We start from the raw sequence: 18,350 nt of genomic DNA on the forward strand, positions 1-18,350 counted from the left end.
GGATGTCAAGTGCCTTCCGTCTGACCTGTCGCGGCGACCTCGAACAGGCCCCGCAGCTCCCTTTTGACGACCTTTCCCGACTGGTTCCTGGGCAGGGTGTCGACGACGAGCACCCGTTCGGGGAGCTCGTGCCCGGCCAGGCGGTCCATCAGGAAGGCCCGTAGATCCCCGCCGGAGGTACCGGTGGACCGCAGCACCACCGCCGCGGCGAGTACGCTGCCGAGTACCGGGTGCGGAACGCCGAGCACCGCGGCCTCCGCGACGGCCTCGTGCTCGTGCAGCGCCGCCTCCACCTGAAGCGTGGAGATCTTGAACGCGCCCGACTTGACCACGTCGCTTTCCCGGTCGACGAGGTGCAGGTAGCCTTCGGCGTCCAGCCGGCCGATGTCCCCCATCCGCACCCAGCCGCCCCTGAACGCCTCGGCGCCCGCCTGCTCGTCCCGGTAGTAGAAGCGGGTGGCGGTGGGTGAGCGCATCCAGACCTCGCCGGTCTCTCCCGGGGGCAGCGGGTCGCCGTGCGCGTCGGCGATGCGCAGGGCCCCGCCGAACGCGGGCCGTCCCAGCGCCCCCGGCCTGGACGGATCGAAGATCATGATGGTCTGGGCGGGAGCGGCCTCGGTGGAGGTGTAGTAGTTGGTGACCGTCGCGTTGGGGAAGGCCTCGGCCAGGCGCGCGGCCACCGCGGGCGGCAGGGCCGAGGCGGCCGAACCGAGCAGCAGGACGCTCGACATGTCGTGGCGCTCGTGCAGTCCCGCGTTGAGGAACTCGATGGCCATGGCGGGTACCACGAACACGGTGCCGACCCGGCGCGACTCGATCAGCCGGGCGAGGCGGCCGGGGGTGAAGCGCCCGAGGGTGAGCATGGCCGGACGGGCGTCCAGCGCGTTCATCAGCATCGTCTGACCGGCGTTGGTACCGATCGGGAAGGCGTGCAGCAGGTGGCGCGAGTGGCCGAACCTGCGGCGGTTGGGGCGGATCTCGCAGCCGAAGGCCAGGTTGGCGTGGCTGGCGCCCACGCCCTTGGGCAGCCCCGTGGTGCCCGAGGTGTAGAGGATCTGGGCCAGGTCCGCGGGCTCGACCCGCACTCCGGGCGGCCCCGCCGCCCCACCCTCCAGCTCCGCGACGGCCGCGCTCCAGCGGTCGCCGTCCGGCGGGGTGAGGTCGCGCCCGCACAGCAGGGCCGAGGCCGAGCAGTGTGCCAGCATGTGCCGTACCTCGGCGGGCGCGAGCCGGTCGGAGAGCGGCACCGCGACGGCGCCGGCCTTCTGGACCGCGCAGTAGGCGACGGCGAAGTCGACCCAGTCCCGGCTCCCGAAGAGCAGCCCGATCCGGTCGCCCCGCCGCACGCCGCGGTCGAGCAGCCCGTGCGCGACGTCGTCCGAGCGCCGGTCCCACTCGCCGAACGTCATCGACGCGACGCCCTCGACGATCACCGCCTCCCGTTCGGGGTCCTGCTCGGCGCGGAGCGCGAGCAGCTGCGGCACGGTCTCCGGGCTCACGAGGTCCGCTCGCTCACATAACCGACCAGCAGCGGGAAGCTGTCGAGGTAGGCGGCGCCCCCGCCGAGGTCGAGGGCGACGTCGAACTCGTCCTCGACGGCGTCGATGAGCCGGAGCAGCGCCAGCGAGGTGACGCCCAGCGCGGACAGGGAGGTGCCGGAGCCGATGATCTCGTCGGCGGTGAGCCGCCCGTCGCAGGCAACGGAGATCATCCCGGCGATCCTGGAGGCCAGCGGGTCGGTCATGCCCCCTCCCCGCGCGCGCTGAGCGGGCGCATGTCCGTCCACACCTCGTCGATGTGGGCGAGGCAGCCCTCCCTGTCCCCCTCGAAACCCTCGGCCCGCCATCCGGCGGGCAGTTCCCTGCCCGCCGGCCAGATCGAGTACTGCTCCTCGTCGTTGAGCACCACCAGGAAACTCATGACCCAACCTCCTCTTTCTTGCGGGTACGGCTCCGTAGAGCCTCGAAACCGACCAGGTCGTCGGGGAGCGCGTCGGGTACGTCGGCGTCGAAGCGGGCCAGCACCCGTACGCGCATGGCGACGAGCGCGATGACGGCGATGGCCAGCCCGAAGCAGGCGTACATGAAGCCGATGCCGCGGCCCTCGCCGGTGCCGATCAGCAGGCCGACGGTGCCGGCCAGCGGGCCGTCGGGGGCGAGCAGCGGCTCGAACAGGGCGCTGCCGTACGGTGCGACCAGGCCGAAGCCGATCGGCAGCGTGGACCAGGCGACGAGGGTGTTGAGCGCGATGACCCGGCCGTGGAACCGCTGTGCCACCTTGACCTGGATGATCGTGGCGTAGACGCCGTTCAGCAGGGTCAGGCAGAACGACATGCCGAACGAGCCGACCGCGATCAGGGCGAGGTTCTGCTGGAATCCGGTGAGCACGCAGAACACCGCCAGGGCGAGCGTGGCGAGCAGCACCCCGTACAGCCGCCGCCTGCGGGGCCCGCCCCAGACGGTCATCAGCAGGCCGCCGAGGAAGACCCCGAGCCCTCCCGCGAACGCGACCCTGCCGACGTCGTCGAGCGTCGCGAACGACAGGACCAGTGGGGAGATCATCAGGAAGAGCGGCGACAGGAAGACGTTGAGCACCGCGAAGAACACCAGCATGCCGCGGAAGCCGGGGTTGCCCCACGAGTGGCGGATGCCGTTCGCCATCTCGGCCAGGACGCTCTCCCTGCGGCGCCAGGGCATGGCGGTCGGGAAGCGGACGAACAGCAGGACCAGCGTGGCGACCAGGTAGCTGGCGACGTCGATGACGAGGATGCCCTCCAGCCCGATCGTGGCCATCAGCCCGGTCGCGATCAGCGGCACCACGAGCTGGGCGGTGCCCGTGGCCATCTGGACGACGCCGTTGGCGTGGCCGAGGAACCGCTTGGGGACCAACTGCGGGATCGCCGAGCCGTAGGCGAACCGCTGGAAGGTCAGCGCGATCGACAGGCAGACGAGCAACGGATATATGTGCCAGATCTGCAGATTTCCGGTCCAGAGCAGCACGCCCAGCGCGAGCTGCGTGCTCCCGGCGCCGATGTCCCCGCACAGCATGACCTTGCGCCGGTCGTAACGGTCCACGATCGCTCCGGCGAGCGGCGCCACCAGCATGCCGGGTACCAGTCCCAGCACCGCGAACAGCGCGAACCTGGCCAGCGACCCGGTGGTCAGGTAGATCCAGATCGGGATGGCGAACTCGGTCAGCGCGGACCCGGTGATCGAGACCAGCTGCCCCACCGAGACCAGCAGGAACCGCCGCATGCCGGGCGGAGGCCCGCCGGCGGCGGGGGCGGTGGCGGGGGCGGTGACGGGGGCGGTGACGGGCTCGTCGGGGCCGACTATCCGGAGATCGGCCCGGAGATCGGCGCTGCCGCCGGTCCGCATGGCGCCGTCGGAGCCCTCCACGGCGCCGGACACGGGGACGAGGGCGGGAGGCGAGTCGGAGCGGTGGGGCTCACCGGAGACGCCCTGGAGCCACCAGGTGGAGTCCTCGGCGCGCTCCAGCGGCGCGGTCTGTCCTCGGGCCAGGGCCAGGTGGGTACCGGTGAGGATGTCGGCCAGTTCCCGCGCCCGGTACTTCACGAAGAAGTGCCCGGCCTCGTCCAGCACCACGCAGGCGGCGGTGCCGGACAGCCGCAGCCACTCGCGGTAGCGCTCCTGGTAGAACTCGGTCGCCGGGTCCCGCTCCCCCACCACCGCGATGACCGGTGCCGCGAAGGGCCGGGCCTCCTCCTCCTCGAACAGCCGGGTGAAGTAGCGCTCCGCCATGCGGGTGCCCTGGCGGCGGTTCTCGATGATCAGTCTGAGCTGGTCACGCTCGAACTCCTCGACGTCGAGCCCCGCCGCGGAGAGCGCGTTGATCCTGCCCTGGTCGCTGGTCATGCGGTCCATCAGGGTGCCGAGCCAGCCCAGGCCGCGCCCTGGGCGGGCGAAGGGGAACACGCCGCCGAGGTAGATGGCGTCGACCGGGCGGCCCGCCGCCTCCAGGTGCCGGGCGATCTCCACGATCAGCATGACGCCGAGCCCGCAGTGCCCGTAGAGCACCAGCGGCCCGCGCACCCCGGTGAGGATCTCCTCGGCGCACTCGCGGGCGACCTCGTCGAACGGCCGCGACCGCTCGCCGAGCTCGTGCCCCGGGACCGCGACCGAGTACAGCGCCCAGTCGGCGGGCAGCGCGTCGGCCAGCGGCTGGTAGACGACGGCGCTGCCGCCGCCGAACGGCACGCAGACCATGGTGGCCCTGGCGGCGCGGGGCGGGGTGAGCCGGTGCAGCAGCTCTCGCCCGCCGTCGCCGCCGGTCTCCAGCAGCCGGGCCAGTTCCCTGACCGTGCGGTTCTTGAACAGCTCCAGCACGGTCACCGCCCGCTCGGGGACCTGCGCGCGCAGCCGGGCGATCACCCGCATGGCGAGCAGCGAGTGGCCGCCCAGATCGAAGAAGTCGTCGAGCGCGCCGACCCGCTCCACCTCCAGGATCTCGGCCCAGATCCCGGCGACCGTCTCCTCCAGCGCGGTCTGCGGCGGCACGAACCCCGCCGCCGAGACCTCGGCGGCAGGATCCGGCAGCTTCGACCTGTCGACCTTGCCGTGGGATTTCAGCGGCAGCTCGTCCAGCCACACGTAGCGGGCCGGGATCATGTAGTCGGGGAGCCGCTCGGCCAGCCAGGACCGCATCTCGGCGGCCTCCGGGGCGGCCGGGCCCGCCTGTCCGACCAGGTAGGCGACCAGGCGCCCGCCTCTCAGATCCACGACGGCGCCCGTCACCCCCGGATGCTCGGAGAGCACCGCCTCCACCTCCGCCGGCTCCACCCGGTAGCCGCGGACCTTCACCTGCAGGTCACGCCGGCCGAGGAACTCCAGCTCCCCGCCGGGCAGCCAGCGGCCGAGGTCGCCGCTGCGGTACATCCGGGCACCGGGGGCGCCGTACGGGTCGGGCAGGAAGCGGTCGGCGGTCAGCCCGGGACGGCCCAGGTAGCCGCGGGCCAGGCGGTCGCCGCCCAGGTAGAGCTCGCCGGGAACCCCGGCCGGGACCGGCCGCAGATTGTCGTCGAGCACGTGTACCAGCGCCCCGGGCATGGGCGATCCGATGGGCAGCGCCGTCCCCGCCCCCGGGGCGGCCCCCGAGGCGGGAGCGACTTCGGAAGCGGCTCCGGGCTCGACGGAGTAGGTGGTGACGCCGACGGTGGCCTCGGTGGGGCCGTAGTGGTTGATCACCCGGCACCGCCCGGCCGCCGCGAGTTCCGCGGCCCAGGCGCGCGGTGCCGTCTCGCCGCCGAGGATCAGCAGCTTGCCGGGGAGCAGTTCGTCCGGGGTCGCGTCGGCGAGCAGCGCCGCCAGGTGGGATGGGGTGATCTTGAGATGGTCGACGCCGTGCCTGCGGAAGTAGGCCGCCAGTTCCGGTGCGGCCGTGCGCGGGGGGATGAGGTGCAGCGCGCCCCCGGTCATCAGGCACAGGTAGAAGATCGTCACCCCGAAGTCGAAGGCGAGCGACTGGAGCAGTCCGAACACCCCGCCCGGCTCGATCTCCAGCCGCTCCCGCACCCCGGCGAGATAGACCATGACCTGCCGGTGCTGCACGGCCACGCCCTTGGGCCGCCCGGTGGTCCCCGAGGTGTAGATGACGTACGCCAGGTCGTCGGGGGTCACCCCGCTCTCCACCGGCCCGGCGTCCGGCCCGTCGGAGTCCTCGGCGCCTTCCGGGTCGCCCGAGGCGGGGACTCCGACCGTGGGCAGCCCCTCCGGCAGGCGGTCACGAAGGCCGGACGTGGTCACGGCCGCCCGCGCCCCGGCGTCGGAGAGCACGTAGGCGATCCGGTCACCGGGATGGTCGGGCTCCAGCGGGAGGTAGGCGGCGCCCGCCTTGAGCACGCCGAGTACCGCGACGGCCGTGTCCGCCGACTGCTCCAGGAAGACGGCGACCCGGTCGCCGCGGCCCACGCCGGCCCGCCGCAGCAGGCGCGCGAGCCGCTCCGCCCGCCCCTGGAGCTCCGCGTAGCCGAGCGAGGTGTCGCCCGCCACGACCGCGACGGCGTCCGGGGTGAGCCGGGCCCGCTCGGACACGGCCTCGTGCAGCAGCCCGGTACCGAAGGGGGTCACGGGGGTGGACTCGCCGAGTGCCAGGACCCGGCGGCGCTCGTCCGGCGGGAGGATCTCAAGCTCGGAGATCGGCGCGCCGGGGTCGGCGACGATCGACCTCATCAGGTTCTCGAAGCACGCCGCCATCCGCGCGACGGTGCCGGGGTCGAACAGCGCGGTGCTGTAGGTGAGGTGGCCGGCGATCCCGTGGGGGGTCTCGAACAGGTAGAGGGCCAGGTCGAACCGGCTGGCCGTGGCCTTCACCGGATAGGGGGTCATGGTCAGGCCCGGGGCCTCCAGCGGCCTGGAACGGTAGTTCTGCAGGGCGAACATCACCTGGAACACCGGTGACCTGCTGACGTCCCTCTCCACGCCCAGCTCGCTGACGAGCCGGTCGAAGGGGAGCTCCTGGTGGGCGTAGGCGTCCAGCGCCGTCTCCCTGACCCTGGCCAGCAGTTCGGCGAACGTGGGGTCGCCGGACAGGTCCGCGCGCATCGGCAGCGAGTTGACGAACACGCCGACCACCCGCTCCAGCTCGGGCAGGTCCCGCCCGGAGACGGGCGAGCCGACCGCGAAGTCGTCCTGCCGCGAGTAGCGCGAGAGCAGCACCTCGAAGGCGGCGAGCAGGATCATGTACGGGGTGGCGCCGTGGGCGCGGCCCAGCGCGGCGACCGCCGCACCGAGCTCGGCGTCCAGGGCCACGCCACAGGCGGCGCCCTCCCAGCTCTGCTCGGCGGGACGCGGGCGGTCGGCGGGGAGCTCCAGCGGGGGCAGCCCGTCCAGACGCCGCCGCCAGTAGCGGATCTCCTCGGCGTGGTCGCGCTCCCGCTGCCAGTGCGCGTAGTCGCCGTAGCTCACCGGCACCGGCGGCAGCTCCGGGTCGCGGTCCTCGCGGTACGCGGCGTGCAGGGTGAGGAGTTCCTCCATGACGATGTCGCACGACCAGCCGTCGGTCATCGCGTGGTGCATGGTGAGCAGCAGTACGTGCTCGAACGGTCCAAGCCGGACCAGGAGCGCCCGCAGCGGCGGGCCCGCGGCGAGGTCGAAGGGCCTGGCCAGCTCCTCGTCGATCTCCGCGAGGTCGCCGGCGGTCCGCAGCACGACCGCGGGCGCGTCGTCGACGACGACCGCGGGACCGCCGTCGGGGGTGGTGACCAGCCGGGTGCGCAGGCTCTCGTGCCGGAGGGCCACCTCGGTCAGTGCCCGGGCGAGCGCCTCGGCGTCGACCTCCCCCTCCAGCGTGGCCGCGAAGGCCACGGTGTAGGCGGAGGTGCCAGGGGCGTACTGCTCCAGGAACCAGAGCCGTTCCTGCGCCGGGGAGAGCGGGGGCACCGCTCCGGAAGGGCGCGGCGGAATCGCCGCCGTGACGACGCGGCCGCCCAGTCGCTGGGCGAGCAGTGCTTTCTTGGCCGGTGAGAGGCCGGTTCGCGTCAAGACACCTCCGTACTGGCGAAGAGGAACCCGTGAGCGTTCCCCCGTGGCGGGGAACGGGATCGCCCGAGTGTGCGATCCCATGTCGGCCGGCCGGATCGGCGCGGCCCGGAGACCTGCGCGGCGCGGAGTCACCCCGGCGCCGAAAGATGTGAGCGTTCGGGCGAGTGGGGGCGCCCGGCCGGGCGCCTCATGTCACCGCGCGGCTGCACGGCGTCGTGGGAACGCTCCCACGGAGGAGGCTAGAGATCTCCCGCCGAATTCGTCAAGGTTACAGCGCTGTTTTCGAGCACCGCGAACCAAAACAAACCGCCTTTTAGGTCCTTTTTGCAGATGAATACCCCTATTCTTCATTTCTTGAATATCTGTCATCCGCACAGTCATTGACTCTCATTCGTGCGCCTCCTACGCTCCGAATGGGAGCGCTCCCATGCCGCCTCCGCCTCCGTGGCCGAGCGTGTTCCCCAAGATCGTTCGATGCCAGGAGCGCACACGTGGTCGTCACCGCCCCAATCCCCCCGTGCCTGCGGCAGCCGCCGTCCCCACCGCCGAGAAAGGACCTGGAACTCCTCCTGCTCATCCGGCACTTCGAGCTGACCCTGCTCAGGCTCTTCGAGGCGGGTGAGCTGAGCGGGACCACCCACACCTGCCTGGGCCAGGAGTACATCCCGGTCGCGCTCTCGCCGCTGCTCCGCGATGACGACTTCGTCCTCAGCAACCACCGCGGCCACGGGCACTTCCTGGCCAGGTACGCCGAGCCGCACGGACTGCTCGCCGAGATCATGGGTCGCGAGGGCGCGCTCTGCGCCGGGGTCGGCGGCAGCCAGCACGTCTACCACCGCCGCTTCCTGTCCACCGGCGTCCAGGGCGAGAGCCTGCCCGTCGCGGTCGGCGTGGCCCTGAAGCTCAACGAGACGGGCGCGCTCACCTGCGTCTACGTCGGTGACGGCAGCTGGGGCGAGGGGGCGGTCTACGAGGCGCTCAACATGGCGCGGCTCTGGCGGGTCCCGCTGCTGGTCGTCGTCGAGAACAACGGCATCGCCCAGTCCACCCCGACGTCGGCGCAGATGGCCGGGAGCATCGCGGCCCGCGCCGCCGCGTTCGACATCCCGCACCACCGGGTGACCTCCACCGAGGTCTGCGAGATCCGCGCCGAGCTGGCGCCCCTGCTCGGCGTGGTCCGCGGGGAGTCGCGTCCGCTGGTGGTCGAGTTCGTCACCCACCGGATCGGCCCGCACAGCAAGGGCGACGACACACGCACCCCCGAGGAGATCGCCCTGGCCGCCGGCCACGACTGGTACGCCCGCTACGCGCGGGACTTCCCCGAGCACTTCGCCGCCCTGGACCTGGCGGCCCGCGAGCGGGTCGAGCGGATCGCCGCCGAGGTCGCCGCCCGTCCCCCGTCGGTCTGGGAGCGCCCGTGACCCGCGTCTCCGAGCACCTCAACCGGGCACTGCACGACCTGATGGAGGCCGACCCCCGCGTGCACCTGCTCGGTGAGGACATCAGCGATCCGTACGGCGGGGCCTTCAAGGTCACCAAGGGCCTGTCCACCCGGTTCGGCCACCGCGTCCGGTCCACTCCGCTGAGCGAGGGGGCGATCGCCGGGATCGGCGCGGGCCTGGCGCTGGCCGGGGACCGCGCGATCGTCGAGATCATGTTCGCCGACTTCGCCGCGCTCACCTTCGACCAGCTGGTGAACTTCGCCGCCAAGTCCACCTCCATGTACGGCAGGAGGGTCCCCATCCCGCTGGTCGTCCGCTGCCCGTCGGGCGGCAACCGCGGCTACGGCCCCACCCACAGCCAGAGCCCGCAGAAGCACTTCATCGGCGTGCCCGGCCTCTCGCTGTTCGAGATGACCCCCTTCCATGACGCGGGCGAGCTGTTCGCCCTGATGTTCGCCCTGGAACAGCCCTGCCTGTTCTTCGAGGACAAGGTCCTCTACACCCGGCGCAGGTACGAGGGCGGTGTCGTGGACGACCTGTTCCGCTACGAGCTGACCGACGGCGTCGCCCGGGTCTTCGTGGACGGCGTGACCGAGCCCGACTGCACGCTGATCGTCCACGGCGGCATGACCCACCGGGCGCTTGACGCCATGCGCGCCCTGCTGATGGAGGAGGACGTGGCCTGCGAGCTGCTGGTTCCCGCGCGGCTCTACCCGCTGCCCACGCTCCCCGGGCTCGACCGCGCCCGGCACGTGTGCGTCGTCGAGGACGGCTCGGCGGGCGGCACCTGGGGTGCCGAGGTGGCGCGGGTGCTCCACCCCCGGCTCTGGTCCACCCTGCGCCGCCCCATCAGCCTCATCAGCGCGGCCGACAGCGTCATCCCGGCCGCCCCCCACCTGGAGCGCGAGATCCTCGTCCAGTCCGGCCGGATCCGGCACGCCGTCGCGGAGGCCCTGTTGTGACCGAGATCCGGGTACCCAAGCTCAACAACAACGACGCCTCGTACCTGCTGGTGGCGTGGGAGGCGAAGGACGGCCAGGCCGTACGGGCCGGGGAGCCGCTCGCGGTGCTGGAGACCTCCAAGGCGGCCGAGGAGCTGACCGCCGAACGGGACGGTACGCTGCGGCACCTGCTTCAGGTGGGCGCCGAGTGCTCTCCCGGCCAGGCCATCGCCCGCCTGCTGCCCGACGGCGAGGATCCCGGAGACGATCCCGCACCCGCACCCGCCGAGACCGGCGCGGGGCAGGAGAAGATCGTCATCACCGCCCCCGCCCGGCAGGCCATGGCGGAGTACGGCATCTCCCTGGACCAGGTCCGGGCCCTCGGCAGGAAGGTGGTCCGGCGGGCCGACCTGGTCCCGCCGCACATCTCGCGGGCCGGAACGGGCGGCGCGGTGAGCGTCACCCTTCCCCCGATCGAACCGATGAGAGGCCCCGTCCCGCTCATCCCGCCGGACCAGGACGACTCCCGGCTGATCGAGCCTTCCAGAGCGCAGCGGCGTACCGCCGAGGTGGTCGAGCGGTCGCACCGGGAGATCCCCGCCTCCTTCACGGTCATGCGGGTGGACGTGACGGACGCGCTGCCGTTCGCCCGCGCGGAGACGAAGCGGCTACGTGCTCTCATCGGCCTGCCCGAGCTGCTCGTCCAGGCGACCGGGCGGCTGCTCGACCGCTTCCCCCTCTTCTTCGCCACCCCCGTCGACGGTCGCCGCGCCCGCCGCGCCACGACGGCGGAGGTGGGGGTGACCGTCGACGTCGGAGGCGGCATGTACGTACCGGTGGTGCGCGACGCGGGCCGGCGCCCGCTCGACGAGATCGCCCGCGACCTGGCAGGCTTCCGCGAGATCGCGCTGAGCGGGGCCTTCAGGGAGCGCGACCTGGTGGGCGGCAACATCATGCTCACCCTGCACACCGACACCTCGGTGATCACCGCGATCCCGATCGTCTTCCCCGGTCAGATCTGCGCGCTCTCCCTCGGCGCCCCGCGCCCCGAGGTGGTCCAGATCCGCGAAGGCGCCTTCGTCACCAGAAAGGTGATCTCTCTCGGCCTCGCCTACGACCACCGCTTCGCCAACGGCCGCGAGGCGGCGGAGTTCCTCGGCGCGCTCAGGACCGCCCTGGAGAAACCGGGGGCCGACCGCCACACCGGCGGACATTGATCTGGAACACGGCGGCGACCCTGACCTGACCATCTGCCGTCCGCGGCCACCCGGCGCTAATTATAAGTAAACTTTCTTAATAGAAAGCATTGACGCGCCTGATGGGAGCGCATAGTTTCCCGTTCAATGACCCGTGGGGGGGCGGGATCACGGCTATGTTTCCTCGCCTTGGAGGTAGCTCCCCCATGTCCTCACGTCTACGCGCCGGCCTTGCGGCGGCGGGCGCGTCACTCGCTCTGATAGCGGGCGCGCTGGCCGGAACGGCCGGCGCCGCGGCCGACAACGAGTCCTGCCGCCCGGACGGCCTCTACACCACCCCCGGCCTCAACGTGCCCTTCTGCCAGGTCTACGACGAGGCCGGCCGGGAGAAGATGGGCGCCGACCACCCGCGCCGCATCATCGGCTACTTCACCAGCTGGCGGACCGGCAAGAACGGCCAGCCGTCCTATCTGGCCAAAGACATCCCGTGGAACAAGATCACCCACATCAACTACGCGTTCGCGCACGTCGGCTCGGACAACAGGATCTCGGTCGGCCCCGACAGCCCGACCAACGCGGCCACCGGCATGGAGTGGCCGGGGATCGACACGCTCGACCCCGCCCTGCCGTACAAGGGCCACTTCAACCTGCTGAACAAGTACAAGAAGGCCAACCCGGACGTCAAGACGCTGATCAGCGTCGGCGGCTGGGCCGAGACGGGCGGCTACTTCGACCCCTCCGGCGCGCGCCAGCCCTCCGGCGGCTTCTACACGATGACCACAAACGCCGACGGCTCCACCAACACGGCCGGCATCAACGCCTTCGCCGACTCCTCGGTGGACTTCATCAGGAAGTACGGCTTCAACGGCGTCGACGTCGACTACGAGTACCCGACCTCGATGAAGGACGCGGGCCACCCGCTGGACTGGCAGGTCGGCAACGCCCGCCGCGCGTCGCTGATGAAGAACTACGCGATCCTGATGAAGACGCTGCGCGACAAGCTCAACGCCGCCTCGGTCGCCGACGGCAAGTACTACATGCTGACGGTCGCCGCCCCGTCGTCCGGCTATCTGCTGCGCGGCATGGAGACCTTCCAGGTCACCCAGTACCTGGACTACCTCAACATCATGTCCTACGACCTGCACGGCTCGTGGAACGAGTTCGTCGGCCCCAACGCCGCGCTCTACGACGACGGCAAGGACGCCGAACTCGCCAAGTGGAACGTCTACAACACCGCGGCGTACGGCGGGATCGGCTATCTGAACACCGACTGGGCCTACCACTACTTCCGCGGCGCGATGCAGGCCGGCCGGATCAACATCGGCGTGCCCTACTACACCCGGGGCTGGCGCAACGTCACCGGTGGCACCAACGGCCTGTGGGGCACGGCGAAGAGCACCGGCGGCTGCCCGATCGGCCTGACCACCTGCGGCGACGGCGCGCGCGGCATCGACAACCTCTGGCACGACAAGGAGAACAACACCGAGGTCAGCGGCGGCGGCAACCCGCTGTGGCACGCCAAGAACCTCCAGGACGGCCGGGTCGGCTCCTACGGTCCCGCCTACGGCCTGAACCCGGCCAACCCCGAGCACACGCTGACCGGCACCTACACCCGGCACTACGACTCCACCCTGGTCGCGCCATGGCTGTGGAACTCCACCAAGAAGGTCTTCCTGTCCACCGAGGACGACCAGTCCATCGGCGTCAAGACCAACTACGTCAAGGACAGGGGCATCGGCGGCCTGATGATCTGGGAGCTCGCCGGCGACTACGCGTGGGACGCGGCCAAGGGCGAGTGGTTCATGGGCAACACGCTCACCAGCCAGATGTACGACACGCTCAAGACCGCCGCACCGTACGGCGCGACCCGTGCCAAGGTGAACGTGCCGAACGAGAAGCTCGACATGAACGTGGAGATCGGCGGCTTCCCGATCGGGGACAACAACTACCCGATCACCGGGAAGCTGAAGATCACGAACAAGTCGACCATAACGATCCCCGGCGGCGCGGAGTTCCAGTGGGACTACGCGAGCTCGGCCCCGGGGACCGCCAGGGACCAGTCCGGCTTCGGCGTCACCGTGATCAGCAACGAGCACGGCACGGGCAACAACATCGGCGGCCTGAAGGGCGACTTCAACCGGATCTCCTTCAAGCTGCGGGCCAACGAGCCGCTGGCCCCCGGCGCCTCGCTGAACATGGACTACATCTACTATCTGCCCGCCCCGTCGCCGGCCAACTTCACGGTGAGCTTCGGCGGCAAGACCTACGGCCTGACCGTCGACCACGCCCGCGGCGGCACGATCGTCAACCCGACGGCGACCCCGACGGCGACCCCGACCGTCGATCCCGGCGGCTGTGTCGCTCCCCCGTGGTCGCCCACCCAGATCTACCACGGCGGCAACAAGGTCTCCCACAATGGCAGGCAGTGGGAGGCCAGGTGGTGGACCCAGAACAACGAGCCCGGTACCAACGACGTCTGGAAGGACCTCGGGGCCTGCACCACCCCCACCTCCACGCCGACGATCACCCCCACGGTCACCCCCACCCCGACGCCCACGCCGACGATCACCCCCACGGTCGACCCGACCCCGACCCCGACCCCGACCCCGACGGTCACCCCGACCGGCACCTCCCCGGCCTGGAAGGCGGGCACGGCCTACACCACCGGCACCCGCGTCTCCTACGCGGGCGTCGAATATGAGTGCCGCCAGCCCCACACGGCCCTGGCGGGCTGGGAGCCCCCGAACGTCGCCTCCCTCTGGCTGCGCCTGAGCTAGAGACAGCACACCGAGCCTCTCAATGGGGCCGAAACCCGGATGGAAGCCTCACAAGGCGCCATCCGGGTTTTACCCATGGGGGAATGGCCGAGGAGACACGATTCGGCGCCCGCTTATGGCGAGCGGACAATTTCCGCTCGCGGGCAGACTCCATACCGCCCGCGAGCGGAAAGTCATTGCGGGCCCTCATGCCTGGCCGGACCCTTTTGCGCCATCGGCCATACGCACCATGCAGAACTTTGCAGCCGATCTATTGACGCAAGAACTCGAATTCCGATTGGTTATCGTCAATCCCATGGAGGCGATCTCCAACGGGTAACAGGTCGTGGCGTCAAAGTTCGTATAAGGATCGGCCCCATCGTCGTCACGTGCGGTTCACACCGCACCTAGGAGAACAAATGTTTAAAAAGCGCATCATGGCGTCCCTCTCCGCCATAGCGATCGCGAGCACGCTGGCAGTGGGCCTCCCTGTGGCCTCAGCCGCAGCCACCTCCACCCCCCTCCCGATCTGCGCGTCCGCGTGGGAGTCCACGAAGGGGTACGCCGGCGGGTTGAGGGCCTCCCACAACGGCCGTAACTGGCGGGCGAAGTGGTGGACCAGAGGCGACACCCCGGGTGGCTCCTCCGGCATCTGGACGGACAAGGGGGTCTGCGACCCGAACCCGGGAAGCTTCATGGTCAGCGAAGCCCAGTTCAACCAGATGTTCCCGAACCGCAAGCCCTTCTACACCTACAACGGCCTGGTCTCGGCCCTGAGCTCCTACCCCGCCTTCGCGAGCACGGGCGACGAGACCGCCAAGAAGCGGGAGGCGGCGGCCTTCCTGGCCAACATCAGCCACGAGACCGGCGGCCTATTCCACATCGTCGAGGTGAACACCGCGAACTACCCCCACTACTGTGACCTCCGCGAGCCGTACGGCTGCCCCGCGGGCCTGTCCTCCTACTACGGTCGCGGGCCGATCCAGCTGAGTTGGAACTTCAACTACAAGACGGCCGGCGACGCGCTTGAGATCGACCTGCTCAACAACCCGAACCTGGTGCAGAACGAGGCCTCGGTCGCGTGGATGACCGGCATCTGGTACTGGATGACCCAGAACGGCCCCGGCACGATGACGGCGCACAACGCGATGGTCGGCGGCCACGGCTTCGGTAGGACGATCTGGGCCATCAACGGCGCCCTGGAGTGCAACGGCGGCAACCCCAGGCAGGTCGCGAACCGGGTCAGGCTCTACAAGGAATTCACCGCGATTCTGGGCGTCCCCACGGAGGACGAGGCACTCCTGCCCTGCTGACCGCACACGTGACTCCGCCCGGCGGCGTCACGGCATGACGAGGAAGGGCACGGCCCGCCGGCCGCGCCCTTCCTTTCACCTTTCCCCGGCCTGCCGCCCGCATTTCCTTTTCCTCCTCCGCGGCTTTTCCGCACCGCTCCTCTCCTATTTCCCCGGCCTTCCACCATCACCCCCTCACCGCGCCCCCGCGCTCCTTTCTTTCCCTTCCCGCGCTCTCCTTTCCTGCTCTTCGCGCCTCCGGCCTCCGCACCGTCCCGGGCATCTTCCGGTGCGGGATTCAGAGGGGGCCGGGCCCATCGGCCGCCCCCCTTTTCCCTCCATTTTCCCTCCATGCCCGGCCTTCGCCCGGGCGACCACGTCCCTGGCACGCGAGCGTGGGAACATGTCCAGGTCATGACGGACCCAACGGAAGGCAATGATCGGTGAGGCGGCTACTCACGGTCCTGCTGTTCGCGTGCGCCACGCTGCTCGGCGCGGTCACCCCGGCGCAGGCCCACAACGTGCTGATCGACAGCGACCCCAAGGACGGTGCCGCGCTGGCCACCGGACCCGAGACGATCACGCTCACCTTCGACCAGCCCGTCCGGCAGGGCTTCGCGCAGATCAGCGTGACCGGTCCCGACGGCACGCGGTGGGAGGACGGCAAGACCTCGGTCGACAGGGCGAAGGCCAGCGTCCGGGTGAAGGCCCTCGGCCCCGCCGGGGAGTACGTGGTGGGCTACCGGATCCTCTCCTCCGACGGTCACCCGGTCGCCAGCAAGATCACCTTCACCCTGACGGCGCCCGGCCCGGCCTCCTCGGGGCAGGCCGGTACCGAGCAGGCGCCCGCGGACCCGGCACCTGCGGCCTCGGCCGCCGCGGCCCAGGACCCCGGCCTGGGCGCCCAGGCCGCCGAGGCCGCGCAGAACGGCGGGGCCGGGATGGCGGTGCTGTGGATCGCCGCCTCCATCGTCCTGCTGGGCGGGGCCACCGTCGTGGCGATGCGCCGTACGAAGGAGGAGGGCGCGAGATGACCGTGACCGTCGAGCGGGCTCCCGAGGCCGGCACCGCCAGGAGGCTGGTGGCCGGCGGGTTCGTGTCGGGGGCCGTGCTGGCCGTGCTGGCCGCGACCGCGTTCACCGCGCAGGAGGCGGTGCCGGGGATCGACGTCGCCGGGCCACTGGTGGAGTACGGCCTGCCGGTGCTGCGGGTGCTGCTGGACCTGGCGACGGTGGCGGTGGTCGGGCTGAGCCTGCTGCCGAAGCTGCTCGGGTTCGACGACCCCGAGCGGACCGAACCGGTGATGCGCCGGGCGCGGCCGATGGCCGTCACCTTCGCCTGGGCGTGGGCACTGCTGGCACTGGTCGTCATCGTCTTCAAGGCGGCCGAGCTGAACCCCGGGACGATCCCCACCCCGTCGATGATCGCCGCCTACGTCGACAATGTCGGCACCGGGCAGGGGATGCTCTTCAGCGCCGCCTGCGCGCTCTCCTATGCCGGGATCGGGCTGCTGGCCGTGCGGTACGGCGAGAAGGTCCCCGCCGAGCTGCGGATCGTGATCGCCTTCTTCGGACTGCTGCCGATCCCGGTCACCGGCCACGCCGTCGACTCGGTCTGGCACGACCCCATCATGATCTCGATGGAGCTGCACGTGATGGGCGCGGCGGCCTGGACCGGCGGCCTGCTCACGATCATCCTGCTGGTCGCCGCGGACCGGGAGCTGCTGGCGCGGGTGCTGCCGAAGTTCTCCAGCCTGGCCACCCTGGCGCTGGTCCTGGTCAGCGTCTCCGGGCTGGTGACCGGCCTCGCCACGATGGCCCTCACCCCCGGGGTGGAGCTGCCGGGGGCGCTGCTGAGCGGTGAGTACGGCCCGCTGGTGGTGGTCAAGGTCGCCTGCGTGGCGCTGCTGATCCCGTTCGCCGCCCACATCCGCTTCCGCCTGCTGCCGCACATCGCGGAGCGGCGGGCGACGGCGGTCGTCGCGTGGGCGGCGGCCGAGATCACCGTGATGGGACTCGCCTACGGGGTGGCGGTGGCGCTGACCACGGCCTCCCTGTCCTGAGCCCGGAGCGTGTAGCGGCCGAACGCCCATTCGGCCGCCAGCCACAGCACGGCCAGCCCCGCCCCCCCGATCAGCATGGTCGCGGGGGTCACCAGCGGGGGCGCCATGAACATCGCGTGCTGGAAGCGGAGCGCCTGGTCGACGATGAGGGTGACGCCGAGTGCGCCGACCAGCGCCCTGACCACGGGCATCCTGATCAGGAACGCCAGGTCGACGGCGAGCGCCCCGGCGATCAGGAAGACCGGCACCGCCGAGTGCGGGAAGTCGGCGACCGAGAGCAGGGGCCAGATCAGGGCGCGGAAGGCCACGTAGGCGCCGACCACCGCGGTGGCGGAGAACATCCGGCCGATCATCGCCCGCGCGCAGACGGCCACCAGCATGGCGGCGATCACGGCGTAGAGCGGGTAGAGCTGGTCGGGCACCGGCAGCGTGAAGTGGAGCGCCACCGCCCTGTCGTCCACCGGCAGGCCGATCTGGTCGGCGGCGAACCTGATCAGGATCGGTTCCGCGTCCGGCTCGCCCCTGTCCCAGGCGGCGAGGCCGTAGACCCCGTACTCCTGGTGCTGCTCCGGGAACCAGACGTTCTCGAAGAGGAAGACGAAGAGCCCGCCGAGGACCAGCGTGCGCGTCCGGCCGGGAACCGCCCGGATGAACCAGCCCCAGAGGACGCCGCAGACCATGAAGAGCGTGCCGATGTAGAGCATCAGGTGGGACGGGCTCCACGAGGTGATGTCGAGCCCGTTGACCCGGTGGTTGATCAGATCGAGCGGTACCGCGATCAGGAAGACCGCCGTGCCCCAGGTGATGAGGCGCTGCGCGAGCTTGTCGACGCCGTAACCGGTGTAGATGTGGATGATGGTGAGCGCGAGGGCGATGGCGGTGCCGACACTGTTGAGCAGGTGCGGCGGGGCCAGGTCGTCACGGAGCCACTTGAAGTGCCAGGAGACGTCCCAGGACGCCCCGAGCACCTTGAAGGAGAAAGCCACCAGCCACCCGAAGTAGAGGAGCCTGAACAGGTCCTCCGGGGTCTCCCTGCCGGCCTTCCCTCGCGTCCAATACGGCAGAGCCCACTCGATGACCGGAGTGGCTCTTCTTCGGAGGCTTTCTACTGGCTTCACGTGTCGAAATGATGCCGCCCTCCACCTCAGTCCGCAATCAGGGA

At 70.8% G+C, this 18,350-nt stretch carries 12 protein-coding genes; 7 read left to right on the forward strand and 5 right to left on the reverse strand.

Going from position 1 to position 18,350, the window contains the following annotated elements; all coding sequences use genetic code 11:
- Positions 1 to 5: 5 nt before the first annotated feature.
- The 4 genes from ACQP0P_RS33525 to ACQP0P_RS33540 are packed head-to-tail and all read right to left on the reverse strand — an operon-like array spanning position 6 to position 7,580.
- Positions 6 to 1,499 carry a class I adenylate-forming enzyme family protein gene (locus ACQP0P_RS33525; protein WP_433362629.1) on the reverse strand — a complete coding sequence of 498 codons (1,494 nt, stop codon included), beginning with the start codon at positions 1,497 to 1,499 and terminating at the stop codon, positions 6 to 8.
- The gene (locus ACQP0P_RS33530; RefSeq protein WP_433362632.1) at positions 1,496 to 1,744 is read right to left on the reverse strand and encodes an acyl carrier protein; all 249 of its coding nucleotides are present in this window, start codon (positions 1,742 to 1,744) and stop codon (positions 1,496 to 1,498) included. Before ACQP0P_RS33530 ends, ACQP0P_RS33525 begins: the two co-directional genes overlap by 4 nt.
- Positions 1,741 to 1,920 (reverse strand): MbtH family protein, encoded by a 180-nt coding sequence (locus ACQP0P_RS33535; protein WP_433362635.1) that lies wholly within the window; start codon positions 1,918 to 1,920, stop codon positions 1,741 to 1,743. The genes ACQP0P_RS33530 and ACQP0P_RS33535 overlap by 4 nt, the downstream gene beginning before the upstream one ends.
- Complete coding sequence (locus ACQP0P_RS33540; protein ID WP_433362638.1) at positions 1,917 to 7,580, reverse strand: non-ribosomal peptide synthetase/MFS transporter; 5,664 nt, start codon at positions 7,578 to 7,580, stop codon at positions 1,917 to 1,919. The genes ACQP0P_RS33535 and ACQP0P_RS33540 overlap by 4 nt, the downstream gene beginning before the upstream one ends.
- A gap of 410 nt (positions 7,581 to 7,990) precedes the next feature.
- Between ACQP0P_RS33540 and ACQP0P_RS33545 the strand changes: the two genes are divergently transcribed.
- From ACQP0P_RS33545 to ACQP0P_RS33575, 7 genes are all read left to right on the forward strand, one after another.
- Positions 7,991 to 8,920, forward strand: a complete 930-nt coding sequence (locus ACQP0P_RS33545) for a thiamine pyrophosphate-dependent dehydrogenase E1 component subunit alpha (protein WP_433362641.1) — start codon at positions 7,991 to 7,993, stop codon at positions 8,918 to 8,920.
- Complete coding sequence (locus tag ACQP0P_RS33550; protein ID WP_433362644.1) at positions 8,917 to 9,903, forward strand: alpha-ketoacid dehydrogenase subunit beta; 987 nt, start codon at positions 8,917 to 8,919, stop codon at positions 9,901 to 9,903. Before ACQP0P_RS33545 ends, ACQP0P_RS33550 begins: the two co-directional genes overlap by 4 nt.
- The gene (locus ACQP0P_RS33555; protein ID WP_433362647.1) at positions 9,900 to 11,099 is read left to right on the forward strand and encodes a 2-oxo acid dehydrogenase subunit E2; all 1,200 of its coding nucleotides are present in this window, start codon (positions 9,900 to 9,902) and stop codon (positions 11,097 to 11,099) included. Before ACQP0P_RS33550 ends, ACQP0P_RS33555 begins: the two co-directional genes overlap by 4 nt.
- A gap of 185 nt (positions 11,100 to 11,284) precedes the next feature.
- Complete coding sequence (locus tag ACQP0P_RS33560) at positions 11,285 to 13,855, forward strand: chitinase C-terminal domain-containing protein (RefSeq protein ID WP_433362650.1); 2,571 nt, start codon at positions 11,285 to 11,287, stop codon at positions 13,853 to 13,855.
- A 416-nt stretch (positions 13,856 to 14,271) separates the two neighbouring features.
- On the forward strand, positions 14,272 to 15,147 hold the full coding sequence (locus ACQP0P_RS33565) for a glycoside hydrolase family 19 protein (RefSeq protein ID WP_433362653.1): 876 nt from the start codon (positions 14,272 to 14,274) through the stop codon (positions 15,145 to 15,147).
- Between the two features lie 422 nt (positions 15,148 to 15,569).
- Positions 15,570 to 16,160, forward strand: coding sequence for a copper resistance CopC family protein (locus tag ACQP0P_RS33570; RefSeq protein ID WP_433362656.1), 591 nt, complete (start codon positions 15,570 to 15,572; stop codon positions 16,158 to 16,160).
- On the forward strand, positions 16,157 to 17,188 hold the full coding sequence (locus tag ACQP0P_RS33575) for a copper resistance D family protein (RefSeq protein ID WP_433362659.1): 1,032 nt from the start codon (positions 16,157 to 16,159) through the stop codon (positions 17,186 to 17,188). Before ACQP0P_RS33570 ends, ACQP0P_RS33575 begins: the two co-directional genes overlap by 4 nt.
- Here the strand turns inward: ACQP0P_RS33575 and ACQP0P_RS33580 are convergent.
- Positions 17,146 to 18,306: a hypothetical protein gene (locus ACQP0P_RS33580; RefSeq protein WP_433362662.1), complete on the reverse strand. Its 1,161-nt coding sequence runs from the start codon at positions 18,304 to 18,306 to the stop codon at positions 17,146 to 17,148. The two genes, ACQP0P_RS33575 and ACQP0P_RS33580, sit on opposite strands and share 43 nt — an antisense overlap.
- Positions 18,307 to 18,350 lie beyond the last annotated feature (44 nt).

The sequence above is a fragment of the Streptosporangium sp. CA-115845 genome, assembly GCF_050943795.1.
In the GTDB taxonomy this organism is placed as follows: domain Bacteria; phylum Actinomycetota; class Actinomycetes; order Streptosporangiales; family Streptosporangiaceae; genus Streptosporangium.

Bases quoted from the DNA above. Each gene is read 5' to 3' on its own strand.
- ACQP0P_RS33565 (WP_433362653.1), top strand. From the start codon at position 14,272: ATGGCGTCCCTCTCCGCCATAGCGATCGCGAGCACGCTGGCAGTGGGC.
- ACQP0P_RS33540 (WP_433362638.1), bottom strand. From the start codon at position 7,580: ATGGGATCGCACACTCGGGCGATCCCGTTCCCCGCCACGGGGGAACGC.
- ACQP0P_RS33535 (WP_433362635.1), bottom strand. From the start codon at position 1,920: ATGAGTTTCCTGGTGGTGCTCAACGACGAGGAGCAGTACTCGATCTGG.
- ACQP0P_RS33530 (WP_433362632.1), bottom strand. From the start codon at position 1,744: ATGACCGACCCGCTGGCCTCCAGGATCGCCGGGATGATCTCCGTTGCC.
- ACQP0P_RS33575 (WP_433362659.1), top strand. From the start codon at position 16,157: ATGACCGTGACCGTCGAGCGGGCTCCCGAGGCCGGCACCGCCAGGAGG.
- ACQP0P_RS33560 (WP_433362650.1), top strand. From the start codon at position 11,285: ATGTCCTCACGTCTACGCGCCGGCCTTGCGGCGGCGGGCGCGTCACTC.